The sequence below is a fragment of the Janthinobacterium sp. PSPC1-1 genome (genome assembly GCF_049897625.1).
In the GTDB taxonomy this organism is placed as follows: Bacteria; Pseudomonadota; Gammaproteobacteria; order Burkholderiales; family Burkholderiaceae_D; genus Janthinobacterium; species Janthinobacterium tructae.
In genome coordinates this window covers 1465460-1478474 of sequence record NZ_JAFCWP010000001.1, presented here as the reverse complement: position 1 = coordinate 1478474, position 13015 = coordinate 1465460, and the positions used below count along the sequence as shown (strand labels likewise).

General features: G+C 64.6%; 13 protein-coding genes. 9 read left to right on the top strand and 4 right to left on the bottom strand.

The window, feature by feature from the left end; all coding sequences use genetic code 11:
- Positions 1 to 298: 298 nt before the first annotated feature.
- Entirely contained in the window at positions 299 to 754 is a 456-nt protein-coding gene (locus ACP7EG_RS06550) for an RrF2 family transcriptional regulator (RefSeq protein WP_426086945.1), read from the top strand.
- Between the two features lie 66 nt (positions 755 to 820).
- On the opposite strand, the gene ACP7EG_RS06545 is transcribed toward ACP7EG_RS06550, so the two are convergent.
- The 4 genes from ACP7EG_RS06545 to ACP7EG_RS06530 all read right to left on the bottom strand — a co-directional run bounded on the left by ACP7EG_RS06545 (position 821) and on the right by ACP7EG_RS06530 (position 4579).
- Complete coding sequence (locus ACP7EG_RS06545) at positions 821 to 2506, bottom strand: cation acetate symporter (protein ID WP_426086944.1); 1686 nt, start codon at positions 2504 to 2506, stop codon at positions 821 to 823.
- Positions 2503 to 2811, bottom strand: a complete 309-nt coding sequence (locus ACP7EG_RS06540) for a DUF485 domain-containing protein (RefSeq protein ID WP_426086943.1) — start codon at positions 2809 to 2811, stop codon at positions 2503 to 2505. The genes ACP7EG_RS06545 and ACP7EG_RS06540 overlap by 4 nt, the downstream gene beginning before the upstream one ends.
- 139 nt (positions 2812 to 2950) lie before the next feature.
- On the bottom strand, positions 2951 to 4132 hold the full coding sequence (hmpA, locus tag ACP7EG_RS06535; RefSeq protein ID WP_426086942.1) for an NO-inducible flavohemoprotein: 1182 nt from the start codon (positions 4130 to 4132) through the stop codon (positions 2951 to 2953).
- A 33-nt stretch (positions 4133 to 4165) separates the two neighbouring features.
- On the bottom strand, positions 4166 to 4579 hold the full coding sequence (locus ACP7EG_RS06530) for a hemerythrin domain-containing protein (RefSeq protein WP_426086941.1): 414 nt from the start codon (positions 4577 to 4579) through the stop codon (positions 4166 to 4168).
- A 224-nt stretch (positions 4580 to 4803) separates the two neighbouring features.
- Between ACP7EG_RS06530 and ACP7EG_RS06525 the strand changes: the two genes are divergently transcribed.
- From ACP7EG_RS06525 to ACP7EG_RS06490, 8 genes are all read left to right on the top strand, one after another.
- Positions 4804 to 5697 (top strand): STAS domain-containing protein, encoded by an 894-nt coding sequence (locus tag ACP7EG_RS06525; RefSeq protein WP_426086940.1) that lies wholly within the window; start codon positions 4804 to 4806, stop codon positions 5695 to 5697.
- Positions 5698 to 5704: 7 nt separating this feature from the next.
- Positions 5705 to 6067 carry an STAS domain-containing protein gene (locus ACP7EG_RS06520; RefSeq protein ID WP_426086939.1) on the top strand — a complete coding sequence of 121 codons (363 nt, stop codon included), beginning with the start codon at positions 5705 to 5707 and terminating at the stop codon, positions 6065 to 6067.
- Positions 6064 to 6513 (top strand): ATP-binding protein, encoded by a 450-nt coding sequence (locus ACP7EG_RS06515; RefSeq protein ID WP_426087146.1) that lies wholly within the window; start codon positions 6064 to 6066, stop codon positions 6511 to 6513. Before ACP7EG_RS06520 ends, ACP7EG_RS06515 begins: the two co-directional genes overlap by 4 nt.
- Entirely contained in the window at positions 6510 to 7595 is a 1086-nt protein-coding gene (locus ACP7EG_RS06510) for an ATP-binding SpoIIE family protein phosphatase (protein ID WP_426086938.1), read from the top strand. Before ACP7EG_RS06515 ends, ACP7EG_RS06510 begins: the two co-directional genes overlap by 4 nt.
- On the top strand, positions 7592 to 9415 hold the full coding sequence (locus tag ACP7EG_RS06505; RefSeq protein ID WP_426086937.1) for an ATP-binding protein: 1824 nt from the start codon (positions 7592 to 7594) through the stop codon (positions 9413 to 9415). Before ACP7EG_RS06510 ends, ACP7EG_RS06505 begins: the two co-directional genes overlap by 4 nt.
- The gene (locus ACP7EG_RS06500) at positions 9402 to 10916 is read left to right on the top strand and encodes an ATP-binding response regulator (protein ID WP_426086936.1); all 1515 of its coding nucleotides are present in this window, start codon (positions 9402 to 9404) and stop codon (positions 10914 to 10916) included. Before ACP7EG_RS06505 ends, ACP7EG_RS06500 begins: the two co-directional genes overlap by 14 nt.
- A 128-nt stretch (positions 10917 to 11044) precedes the next feature.
- Positions 11045 to 11863, top strand: a complete 819-nt coding sequence (locus ACP7EG_RS06495) for a substrate-binding periplasmic protein (protein WP_426086935.1) — start codon at positions 11045 to 11047, stop codon at positions 11861 to 11863.
- A 1-nt stretch (position 11864) separates the two neighbouring features.
- Positions 11865 to 12992: a metallophosphoesterase gene (locus tag ACP7EG_RS06490; RefSeq protein WP_426086934.1), complete on the top strand. Its 1128-nt coding sequence runs from the start codon at positions 11865 to 11867 to the stop codon at positions 12990 to 12992.
- Positions 12993 to 13015: the final 23 nt, after the last annotated feature.

Below are 13015 nucleotides of genomic sequence, written 5' to 3'. Positions count from 1 at the left end.
GCCAGGGCAACAATATGAAAATTTACTACGCATTTAAGCGAAAGGCAACCAAATTTGTCTTTCCAGGCTGAAAAGTGACGGCGCAAGTCACATGGCGGTGGCGATGGCGAGGCACTCTCCTGTATGCTGGCGGCTTGAAACAAGGATGTAATCCACATCTTTACAACACACCTGACAAACCGTAGCGAGCGGGATGAGTTGTGGCCGAGAAGCGGAGCTGTGCGGATGCACAGTGAGCATCGGAGGCCGCAAATCGCGACGCGCAGTAGGTTTGTCGGGTGTTTTACTCTCTTCTCCCATGCGACTGACTGCCTACACTGACTACACCCTGCGCACCCTGATGTATCTGGGCGTGCACCGCGACCGGCTCGTGACCATCCAGGACATCGCCGACCTGCATTCGATTTCAAAGAATCACCTGATGAAGGTGGTGCACCAACTGGGCCTGTCAGGCATCGTGGAAACGGTGCGTGGGCGGAATGGCGGCCTGCGCCTGGCGCGCGACCCGGCCGAGATCAATATCGGCACGGTGGTGCGCGAGACGGAAAACGATTTTTTCATGGCGGAATGTTTTAACAAGGAAAACAATACCTGCCCGCTGACGCCCGATTGCCTGCTGAAAGCCAAGCTGGGCCAGGCCACGGCCGCCTTCCTGGCAGTGCTCGACACGGTGACCCTGGCATCGATACTCGAAGCGACGCCGGGCGTGCCGGCGCTGGCGGCGGGCGTGATTCCCCTGCGCGTGGCGAAGTAAGCGCGCGCCAAAAACAACAATGCCCGGCAAGCCGGGCATTGTTTCCTGCAGTAACTATCTAAAACATCAATGCGCGCTGGCACCGGAGGCGCCGATACCCGTTTCCGAACGCATCTGCTGCGCCTCGTAACCGGCGCGGTCGATGCGCGCGCGCGGGCTCTTGTCGAGCACGGAGAACAGCCAGATGCCGACAAAGCCTGCCGTCATCGAGAACAGCGCCGGCGAGGCATACGGGAACAGCGCCGCCGGATGACCGAGCACGTCGACCCACACGGACTTCGACACCACCGTCAGCGCGACGGCCGTGGTCAAGCCCAGGAAGCCGCCGATGGTGGCGCCCCGCGTGGTGCAGTCTTTCCACAGCACCGACATGAACAGCACGGGGAAGTTGGCCGAGGCAGCGATGGCGAAGGCCAGCGAGACCATGAAGGCGATATTCTGCTTCTCGAAGGCAATACCCAGCACGACGGCGATAATGCCCAGCACGATGGTGGTCACGCGCGACACTTTCAATTCGTTGGCGCCCGTGGCCTTGCCCTTCTTGATGACGGTGGCATACAGATCGTGCGACACGGCCGAAGCGCCCGACAGGGTCAAACCAGCCACAACGGCCAGGATGGTGGCAAACGCGACCGCCGACATGAAGCCCAGGAACACATTGCCGCCCACAGCCTTGGCCAGATGCACGGCCGCCATGTTGTTACCGCCCAGCAGCTTGCCGGCAGCATCCTTGAACTCGGGATTGGTGCTTACCAGCACGATGGCGCCAAAACCGATGATGAAGGTCAAAATGTAGAAGTAGGCGATCCAGGTGGTGGCCCAGAACACGGATTTGCGCGCTTCCTTGGCGCTCGGCACCGTGAAGAAACGCATCAGGATGTGCGGCAAGCCGGCCGTACCGAACATCAGCGCCATACCGAAGGAGATGGCCGAGATCGGGTCCTTGATGAAGGAACCGGGGCCCATGATGGCTTCCTTGGCGGCGTGCACGTCCACCGACTTGGCGAACAGCGCTTCCGGGCTGAAGTTGAATTGCGCCAGCACGGCAACGGCCATGAAGGTGGCGCCGCCCAGCAGCATGACGGCCTTGATGATCTGCACCCAGGTGGTGGCCGTCATGCCGCCAAACAGCACGTAAATCATCATCAATGTACCGACCAGGACGACGGCGATCCAGTATTCCAGGCCGAACAGCAGCTTGATCAGCTGGCCCGCGCCCACCATCTGCGCGATCAGGTAAAAGGCCACGACGACGAGGGTGCCGGACGCCGAGAAAATGCGGATCGGCGCCTGCTTGAAGCGGTAGGCGGCCACATCGGCAAAGGTGTAGCGGCCCAGATTACGCAAGCGCTCGGCCATCAGGAAGGTGATGATGGGCCAGCCGACGAGAAAGCCGATGGCATAGATCAGGCCGTCATAGCCGTTGAGGAAGACGGCGGCGGAAATGCCGAGGAACGATGCAGCCGACATATAGTCGCCCGCAATGGCGAGGCCATTCTGGAAGCCCGTGATGCCGCCGCCGGCCGTGTAGAAATCGGAGGCCGACTTGGTCTTCGCGGCCGCCCACTTGGTGACGAACAAGGTAAAAATGACGAAGGCGGCGAACATGATGATCGCCGTCCAGTTGGTGGGTTGCTTGACTGCCTGGCCCAGGTCGGCGCCGGCCGCCAGCACGCTGTTGCTGGCGCTCGCCAGCAAGGTCAGGGCTGCCAGGCAGGAAAATGTGCGTTGCATCGATGGGGCGCGGTTCATGCTTGCACCCGTGCCTGGATGGCGCTGGTCAGGTCGTCGAATTGCTTGTTGGCGCGGCGCACATAAATGCCGGTGATCACCACGGTAAACACGATGACGAACAAGCCAATCGGCATGCCCCAGGTCATCACGCCCGTGCCCGTTTTGGTGGCAAGAAATTCCTTGTTGAAGGCGATGAGCAGGATGTAGCCGTAGTACACCAGCATCATCAGGCCCGTCAGCGCCCAGCCGAAGCGCGAGCGCACCCTGACCAGCCGATGATAATTGGGGTCACTCTTGAGTTTTTGTACCAGATCGTCATGCATGGTGTTGCCTCCTGTTATGTAAAAGCGTGCTCTTTTGTGCGAGCTTGGATTCACAGTACAGCGCGAGACTTACCCGCCCCTTACGGCAGCGGTTTTTTCTCGCAGGAGCAACACAAGGAGCAACACAAGGCAGGTAAGGTCAGTTCAGCGCGGCTGCCGGTCCGAAGAATTCATGGTGCGTCTGCCCTTCCGGCACGCCCAGCTCGCGCAGATATTGCTTGACGGCCCGCATGAACGGCTGCGGCCCCAGGAAGTAGGCGTCGACGTCGCGCGAGGCTGGCAGCCAGTGATTCAGCTGCTCTTTACTCAGCAGGCCGACGGCGTCCGGTGCACCTTGCGCACCGTCATGTTCCGCGTAGCAGTAATAGCGCTGCAGCTGCGGGTGCTGCGCAGCCAGTGCGTCGATCTGCTGGCGAAACGCATGCACGCCCTGGTTGCGCGCCGCGTGGATGAAATGCACGGGACGCTTGCCGCGCAGGGCCGCCGTCAGCATGGCCAGGGTCGGCGTGATGCCCACGCCGCCGCTGATCAGCACCAGCGGCTTGTCGCTCTCCGTCAGCACGAAGTCGCCCGACGGCGGCGTCAGCTGCACGGTATCGCCCGCCTGTATATGATCGTGGAAGAAATTCGACACCTTGCCGCCCTCTTCGCGCTTGACGCTGATGCGGTAGGTCTGGCCATTGCTGGCGGCCGACAGCGAGTACTGGCGGCGCATGGGCACGCCATCGACGCTGGCCAGCACGCCGATATACTGGCCTGGTGCAAAGTCGAGCACGGGCTGGCCATCGGCAGGCGCCATCAGGAAGGACGTGATCTCGCCGCTTTCCACCGTCTTGCTGCGTACGACAAAATCGCGCGCGCCGCTCCAGCCGCCCGGCGCGGCAGCCTGCGCCTTGTAGATACGCCCTTCTTCGCCGGCCAGGATGTCGGCCAGCTGGCCGTAGGCCGCGCCCCAGGCATCGATGACGGCGTCGCTGGCCACCTCGGCGCCCAGCACTTCGCGGATCGCTTGCAGCAGGCTGGCGCCCACCAGCGGATAGTGCTCGGCGCGGATCTGCAAGGCCACGTGCTTGTTGACGATGGTGGCCACCAGGTCGCCCAGCGCTGCCAGCTGGTCGATATGCTTGGCATACATCAGCACGCCATTCGCCAGCGCGCGCTGCTGGTCACCGCTGTGCTGGTGCGCCTGGTTAAAGTACGGCAGCACTTCGGGATGGTCGCGGAACAGATTCTTGTAGAAGTGGCGCGTCAGCGCTTCGCCGCCCTGTTCGAGGATGGGGACGGTGGCCGTGATGATGGCGCGTTGTTCTTGGGTCAGCATGGGGAACTCCTGTGTCTATATGGGTAAGCGGTTTCAGGCCAGCGTTTCAACGGCTGGATACAGCTCATGGTCTTCGCGCCGCATGCGCTGGAACAGCGCGTGCAGCACGGTATTGGCTTCGCTGCGGAAGGCATCCGGCTCGGCCGCCAGGCGCACTGGCGTATTCCAGCGGCCGGCAAAATCGAGGTAGGCGCCGGCGATGCCGTGCATCTCGTTTTCGTACTGGCGGCCCAGCTGCGCCACCCTGGCCACGCCACAACTCTGCGCGGCCGGATACAGGTAGCGCTGCTCGACGGCCAGGTGCAGCTTGATCAAGCCGCTCATGGCGATGATCTGGTCGGCAATCGCCTGCGCCTGTGCGGCCACACCGCCACGCGCCAGCTGGCGCAAGGCATCGATGGAGGCCAGGATGGCCAGGTGCTGCTGTTTGAATTTGTCGATATTCATGGCGTGTTTCTCTTGTTGAGTGTTGCCAGTGTAGCGGAATTCGCATAAACATGCAAACCACATACATCTTTAAAGCGGCAGCTTTGCGGCGGAAAACTGGATCGACATGCGCCACTATGTGCGGCACAGAACACAAGCCACAATCGTGCTTGCCTATAATTTATTCATCACAGTGCGGTGCCGTTTGCGGCCGTGCCGCACCCTCCACTCAGCCAAGGATGAGCATGAAAATGAAGACGGACACGGTCAAGACGGGCACGGGCCAGGCGCAGCAACTGGCCGGCATCATCAGCGAGCACCACACGGCGCTGCTGGACGGCTGGATGGCCGGCCTGGTCGCCCGCTTGGTGCGGCGCGACAAGATCGCCGAAAACGAGCTGCGCCAGCAGGCAGCGCAATTGCTGCCGCTGCTGGCGGGCGCGCTCGACAGCGGCGACTCGTTCGACATCGAAGGCGGCGCCTGGGACGATACGCGCCAGCTGATCGCTGAAATATCGCAGTCGCGCGTGCGCCAGGGCTATTCGCCGATCGACACGGCCGGCTTCATGTTCGCCCTCAAGGAACCGCTGTTCGCCTACCTGCGCAAGCAAATCACGGCGCAGCCGGAGCAGCTGGGCGACGCCATCATCAGCACCAGCAAGCTGTTCGATGAATTGGGCCTGCTGACCATCGCCATCTACCAGAAGGCGCGTGAACAGGTGATTCTGCGCCAGCAGCAGGAATTGCTGGAACTGTCCACGCCCGTGGTGCAACTGTGGCAAAACGTGCTGGCCCTGCCCCTGATCGGCACTCTCGACAGCGCCCGCACGCAAGTGGTGATGGAAAGCCTGCTGCAAAAGATCGTCGACACGGGCGCCCTGATCGCCATCATCGACATCACGGGCGTGCCCACGGTCGACACGCTGGTGGCGCAGCACCTGTTGAAAACCATCGCCGCCGCGCGCCTGATGGGCGCCGACTGCATCATCAGCGGCATCCGCCCGCAGATCGCGCAAACCATCGTGCACCTGGGCGTCAACCTGGAAGATGTGATGACCAAGGCTACCCTGGCCGACGCCTTCGTCGTGGCCCTGAAACGCACGGGTTCCAGCATCACTTACCAGCAGCAACAACACTGAGGCGCCTATGGAAAGAATTCCCATTTTACGCATGGGCCGGCTGTTGCTGGTGACGATCCAGGTGGACATGCATGACCGCCTGGCGATGACCTTGCAGGACGACCTGACCACGCGCATCGTGACGGACCGCGCCACGGGCGTGCTGATCGACATTTCCGCGCTCGACATCGTCGACTCCTTCATCGGCCGCATGATCAGCAACACGGCGGCGATGGCGAAAATCCTCGACGCGCGCACGGTGGTCGTCGGCATGCAGCCGGCCGTAGCCATCACGCTGGTGGAACTGGGCCTGACCCTGGAAGGCGTGAGCACGGCGCTGAACGTGGAACGGGGCATCAAGCTGCTGGACCGGGACGGCGCATGCACATGACGGGGGGTGCCGTGCTGGGCGCGCAGGCACAGGCGGGGGTGCAGCAGGTGCAGCAGATCCTGCCCCTGCACAGCGACGAAGACGTCGTGCGGTTGCGCAAGCAGGTGCGCGACAGCATGGTCGCCATGGGTTTTGGCCTGATCGAACAGACCAAGATCATCACGGCGGCGAGCGAACTGGCGCGCAACACCCTGCGCTACGGCGGCGGCGGCGAAGCGCGCATCGCGCGCGTCAGCGATGGCGCGCGCCAGGGCCTGGAACTGCGCTTTGTCGACGCGGGGCCGGGCATCGACGATATTACCCTGGCGCTGACCGATGGCTATACCAGCGGCGGCGGACTGGGACTGGGGCTGGGCGGCGCCAAGCGCCTGGCCGACGCCTTTCACATCGACACGGCGCCCGGCGCGGGCACCACCGTCACCATCGCGAAATGGAAGCTGTTTTGAACCACCTGGAACCTCAGCCTGACATTCTCAGGCAACGCAGTTTTCCCATCGGCGAACCGAGCGAGATCGCCGCAGCCCGCCGCGCCGGCAACGAACTGGCGCGCCGCATCGGCTTTGACGACGTGCGCACGGGCCAGTTGGCCATCATCATCAGCGAAGCGGCCACCAACATCGTCAAGCACGCGCAGCGCGGCGAAATCCTGCTGCGCAAGGTACTGCGCGGCGGCACCAGCGGCATCGAAGTGCTGGCCATCGACAACGGTCCCGGCATGGCGAATGTGCGCCAGCACATGCAGGACGGCCATTCCACCACGGGCACGTATGGCGTAGGCCTGGGCGCGATACGCCGCCTGAGCCAGGAATTCGACCTGTACACGGCGCCCGGCAAGGGCACAGTGCTGATGACGGTGGTGTGGGGGCCGAACGCCAGCAGCGCCGTTCCCGCCCATCCGAACTGGCAAATCGGCGCCGTGTGCCTGCCGCTGGCGTCGGAGCAGGTGTGCGGCGACGCCTGGAACGTCGTGTGCGAAGGCCATGAACTGAGCCTGATGGTGGCCGATGGCCTGGGCCATGGTCCGCTGGCGGCGCGCGCCTCGGAATGCGCCAGCACGCTGCTGGAACACGCCACACCCGGCCTGCCACCCCTGCCCGCCCCCTTCATCGAACTGGCCCACGGCGCCCTGCGCACCACGCGCGGCGCAGCCATGGCGGTGGCGCACATCGACAGCGCGCGGCGCGAACTGCACTATGCGGGCGTGGGCAATATCGCCGCCTGCGCCTTCGATGCGCAGCAGCGCCGGCATCTGCTGTCGCATAACGGCATCGTCGGCAGCAATCTGCGCAAGGTGCAGGAATTCTGCTATGCGTGGCAGCCGGGCACGACCTTGATCATGCATAGCGACGGCCTGCATACACGCTGGGACCTGGAACAGTATCCGGGCCTGGCGCAATGCCACCCCAGCCTGGTCGCCGCCGTGCTGTACCGCGACTTTGCACGCGGGCGCGACGACGTCACGGTGGTGGTGCTGCGCGAACATGAGGAGCACCGGCATGCCGGTGCGGAAAGGAACGACACGCCATGACACAACGCATATTGACGGCGCATATCGGCAGCGAACTCGATGTGGTGGGAGCGCGCCAGCGCGCGCGGCAAATCGCCGCCCTGTGCGGCTTCGGCGTGCAGGACCAGGTGCGCATCGCCACGGCCGTGTCGGAACTGGCGCGCAACGTCTACAACTATGCGGGCAGCGGCAAGGTGCACTTCGCCATCGATGGCCAGACGGCGCCGCAGGTACTCAGCATCCGCATCGAGGACCAGGGCCCCGGCATCGCGCAGCTCGACAAGATACTGGCCGGCACCTACCGTTCACCTACGGGCATGGGCCTGGGCATCCTGGGCGCGCAGCGCCTGATGGATCGCTGCCACATCGACAGCACGCCGGGCGCCGGCACGCACATCACGCTGCAAAAGCTGTTCCCGCGCGACTCTCCCCTGCTCGACGGCAGCATGATCGGCGCGCTGTCGGGCAGCCTGCAGGCGCTGCCATCGGATATAACGCTGTCCGAAGTGCAGCAGCAGAACCGCGAGCTGCTCGCCACCCTGGCCGAACTGAAGACGCGCCAGGACGATTTATTACAGCTGACGCGCGAACTGGAAGACACCAACCGGGGCGTGGTGGCGCTGTTCGCGGAACTCGATGAAAAAGCCGACCACCTGCGCCGCGCCGACCAGATGAAATCGCGCTTCCTGTCGAACATGAGCCATGAATTCCGCACGCCGCTCAGCTCCATCCGCGCCCTGTCCAAGCTGCTGCTCGACCGCATTGACGGCGAACTGTCGCAGGAGCAGGAAAAGCAGGTGCTGTTCATCCTGCAAAGCGCCGTCAGCCTGAGCGACCTGGTCAACGACTTGCTGGACCTGGCCAAGATCGAGGCGGGCAAGGTCGACGTGCACGCCAACAGTTTTCAAGTAGCCGACCTGTTCAGCGCCCTGCGCGGCATGCTGCGCCCGCTGCTGGTGTCCGAGTCGCTCACCCTGACCTTCATCGCCCCCGATCCTGCGCTGCAGATCCATACGGATGAAGGCAAGTTGTCGCAAATCCTGCGCAACTTCATCGCCAACGCCCTCAAGTTCACCGAGGCCGGCGCCATCGTCGTCAGCGCCACGTCCTTGCCGCAGCAGGACGCCATCCGCTTTTCCGTCTCCGACACGGGCCTGGGCATCGCCGCCGACGACGTGCAGCTGATTTTCGAGGAATTCAGCCAGGTGGAAAACCACATGCAGCGCAAGGTCAAGGGCACGGGCCTGGGCCTGCCCCTGTGCCGCAACCTGGCCACCTTGCTCAACGGCACGGTGGCCGTGGAAAGCACACCGGGTGAGGGTTCGCTGTTTTCCGTCATCCTGCCCACCAGCTACCATGCGCCCGAGGGCAGCCTGCCGCCGAGCGCGCCGGCCAACGACAACGGCAACGACCAGCGCATCGGCGTGCTGGTGGTGGAAGACAATCCGCCCATCCGCCTGCTGTATGAAAAATTCCTGGCCGGCAGCGAATTTCGCGTGGTTCCCGCGCGCAGCGTGCGCGAGGCGCAGGAACGCTGGGAACAGCAGCGCCCCGCCGCCGTCATCCTCGACATCCTGCTGCACGGCGAAACGGCCTGGCACTGGCTGGCCGAGCTGAAAAACGACCCGCTGCGGCGCCAGGTGCCCGTCATCGTCGCTACCGAGATCGACGACGTGCGCAAGGGTCTGGCCCTGGGCGCCGACGCCTACTACGTCAAGCCGCTGTCGCGCCAGCAATTGCTGGCGACCCTGCGCGCGCTGATCGGCAATCCACACCACCGGCAAGAGCCGGTTCCGCCGCAAGGCACAACCACCTGGGACAATGCGCATGCTACCGGATAACAATAGCGATGCTCTGATCCTCAACGTCGATGACAGCGACGGCGCCCGCTACGCCAAGTCGCGCATCCTCAAACGCGCCGGCTTCAAGGTCATCGAAGCGTCGAACGGCGGCGACGCGCTGCTGCGCGCCCGCCAGGACCGCCCCAACCTGATCCTGCTCGACGTCAAGCTGCCCGACATCAACGGCCTGGAAGTGTGCCGCCAGTTGAAGGGCGGCGCCGAAACGAACACCATCCTGGTGCTGCAGACGTCGGCCTCGTGCATCGGCACGGCCGACAAGATCCGCGCCCTGGACGGCGGCGCCGACAATTACCTGGTCGAGCCGATCGAGGCCGATGAATTGATCGCCAACGTCAAGGCGCTGCTGCGCCTGGGCCGGGTCGAGCGCGAGCTGCGCGACGTGGACCGCCGCAAAGATGAATTCCTGGCCACCCTGGCGCACGAATTGCGCAACCCGCTGGGCCCCATCCGCACGGCGCTGGCGCTGCTGTGCAAGCTCGATCCCGTCGTGCCGGCCATGCAGGACAATGCGCGCCGCACCATCGGCCGCCACACGGACCACCTGGTGCGCCTGGTGGACGACCTGCTCGACGTGTCGCGCATTTCGCAAGGCAAAATCTCGCTGCAATGGGAAAGCGTGAGCCTGGCCAGCGTTATCCGCAGCGCGCTGGAAACCAGTTCGCACAGCGTCGAGGCGCGCGGCCATGCGCTGGACGTGCACCTGCCCCAGGAAGAACTGTGGGTCTGCGGCGACGCCGTGCGCCTGTCGCAGATCGTCGCCAACCTGCTGCTCAACGCGGCCAAGTTCACGGCGCCGGGCGGACGCATCGCCATTTCCGCCGTGCGCGAAGACGATAACGTGCGCATACGCCTCTGCGACAACGGCATCGGCATCGCCGCCGCCAGCATCGACAGCATCTTCGGCCTGTTCGAGCAAAGCGGCCACGCGCCCGACCGGGTGCAGGACGGCCTGGGCATCGGCCTGTCGCTGGTGCGCAAGCTGGTGACCTTGCACGGTGGCCAGGTCAGCGTGCACAGCCCTGGCGTAGGGCTGGGCAGCACCTTCGAAGTCATCCTGCCGCTCGACGCCAACGTGCCGCTGCCGGCCGTGCCGGCGCCGCAGGCGGCCAGTGGCGCCAGCCAGCGCATCCTCGTCGTCGACGACAACTGCGACGCGGCCGACACCCTGGCCGAACTGCTGGAAATGTACGGCCACACGGTGCGCACCGCCTACACGGGCGCGCAAGCGACCGAGCGCACCGTGGAATTCAAGCCTGACATCATCTTTCTCGACATCGGCCTGCCCGACATGAGCGGCTACGAGGTGGCCGTCAAACTGCGCCAGTTGCCAATCCCGCAGCAATTCCTGCTCGTCGCGCTGACCGGCTATGGCCAGGAACACGACCGCCAGGCGGCCCTGCAAGCGGGTTTCAACGAGCACTTCGCCAAGCCCGTCGATTTCGGCAAGCTGGCCATGCTGGGGCTGCATATCGCATCATGACGCTGGACTGGCTGCGAAATTGGTCATTTACATAACGCGTCGACTATAATCGGCAGTGCGAAACGCGACTGTTTCGGGCCAACCGGGATGAACAATTGCAGCAAAAAACGATAGGTAATGGCGCTGCTGTGCCTTTTTCCACATGGCTGCGCCCCCGTGCCTGGCTGGCCGCCTTTGCCGCCACGGCCTTGCTGGCAATGCTGGCCAGCAAGGCCGTGGCGGCCAGCACCGAAGCAGGATTACCAGGCAGGCTGGTATGCCATGACGACCTCTTCGCACCCTACTTCATGCAGAATCAGGGCCGCATCGAGGGATTGAACGTCGATGTGCTGCGCGAGGCGGCAGCCCGCCTGGGCATCGCCATTGAATTTCGCGCCATGCCATGGCGCCGGCTCGAAAGTGAGCTGGCCAGGCCCCAGGGCACGGTCGATTGCGCCTTCGCCATGAGCCGCACACCGGCACGCGAGCAGTACCTGGAATTTGGCAAGGTACCGCTGCAGCCGACCGAGTACGCGCTGTTCGTGCGGCAGGCCGACACGCTGCTGGCCGTGGGCAAGCTGGACGACCTGGCCGGCAAAGTGATCGGCGTGCGCGGTGGATTCCGCCTGCCCGAAGCCATCGCCGCCGGCGTGGCGCAGGGCCGCTGGAGCATCGCCGACGTACCGACGGATGCCGCCAACTTCCAGAAACTGGCGCTGCGCCGCATCGATGCCGTGCTGGCGGACGGCGTCGTCGGCCAGTACACGGTCAAACAGTTGAAACTGCAAGGCATCGTCCGCGTGGCGCCGCCACTGGCCCGCTTCGACACCTATATCGTGTTTCGCAAGAATACAGGCTCGCCCGCGCTGGCCGCCGCCTTCGACCGCGTATTCCGGCGCATGCGCCAGGATGGCAGTTTCACGCGCATCACTTCCGCCTATCTGGGCGCCCCACTTCTGGAACCTTGACATGACAACCCGCACGCCGCTGCTGCGCATCACCATGATACTGGGCGCCCTGCATGCCCTGCTGGGCTGGCTGCTGCTGCCTGCACTGCCCGTCGGCCTGGCCGGCTGGCTGCTGGGCGGCGCCGTCTTGCTGGCGTCGACCATGCTCATGCCGATGACCATCTTCGCCCGCGCCGTCACGGGCGATGCGCGCCTGGCCGACCGTCTGAGCTGGGCCGGTTCGCTGTGCATGGGCTTTTTTTCCTCGCTGTTCGTGCTCACCGTGCTGCGCGAACTCACCCTGCTGCTGCCGGCAGCACGCCCGCACGCGCAGGCCTCCGCCGTAATTGTCCTGCTCCTGGCGCTGCTGGCCAGCGTCGTCGGTTTCATCAACGCCCGCCGTGTGGCGCGCGTGCGCGAGGTGACGGTGCCGATCGCCGGCCTGCCGGCCGCCCTGCATGGTTTTAGCATCGTGCAACTGAGCGACATCCACGTGGGCGCCACCATCAAGCGCGCCTACGTGGAAGCCATCGTCGCGCGCGCCAACGGCCTGCAGGCGGACCTCATCGCCATCACGGGCGACGTGGTCGACGGCACGGTGGCGCAACTGGGCAGCCATACGGCGCCGCTGGGCGAGCTGCGCGCGCGCCACGGCGTCTTCCTTGTGACGGGCAACCACGAATACTATTCGGGTGCGGCGCCCTGGGTGGCGGAATTTCGCCGCCTGGGCTTGCGCGTGCTGATGAACGAACATGCGGTACTGGAACACGACGGCGCGCGCCTGGCGCTGGCCGGCGTCACTGACTTCAACGCCGCCGCCTTCGATCCGGCGCAGAAGAGCGACCCACAAGCGGCCATCGCCGGTGCACCGGCCGATATCCCCCGCATCCTGCTGGCGCACCAGCCGCGCAGCGCGCCCGAGGCCGAAGCGGCCGGCTACGACCTGCAATTGTCGGGCCACACGCACGGCGGCCAGTTCTGGCCGTGGAATCTGTTCGTGCCGCTGCAGCAGCCGTATGTGGCCGGCCTGCACCGGCGCGGCCGCCTGTGGATTTACGTCAGCCGCGGCACCGGGTACTGGGGCCCGCCGAAACGCATCGGCGCGCCGGCGGAGATTACGCGACTCAGGCTGGTGGCGCACAGCGGCTGAGCAGGCCTGGGGCATGGCCAGTT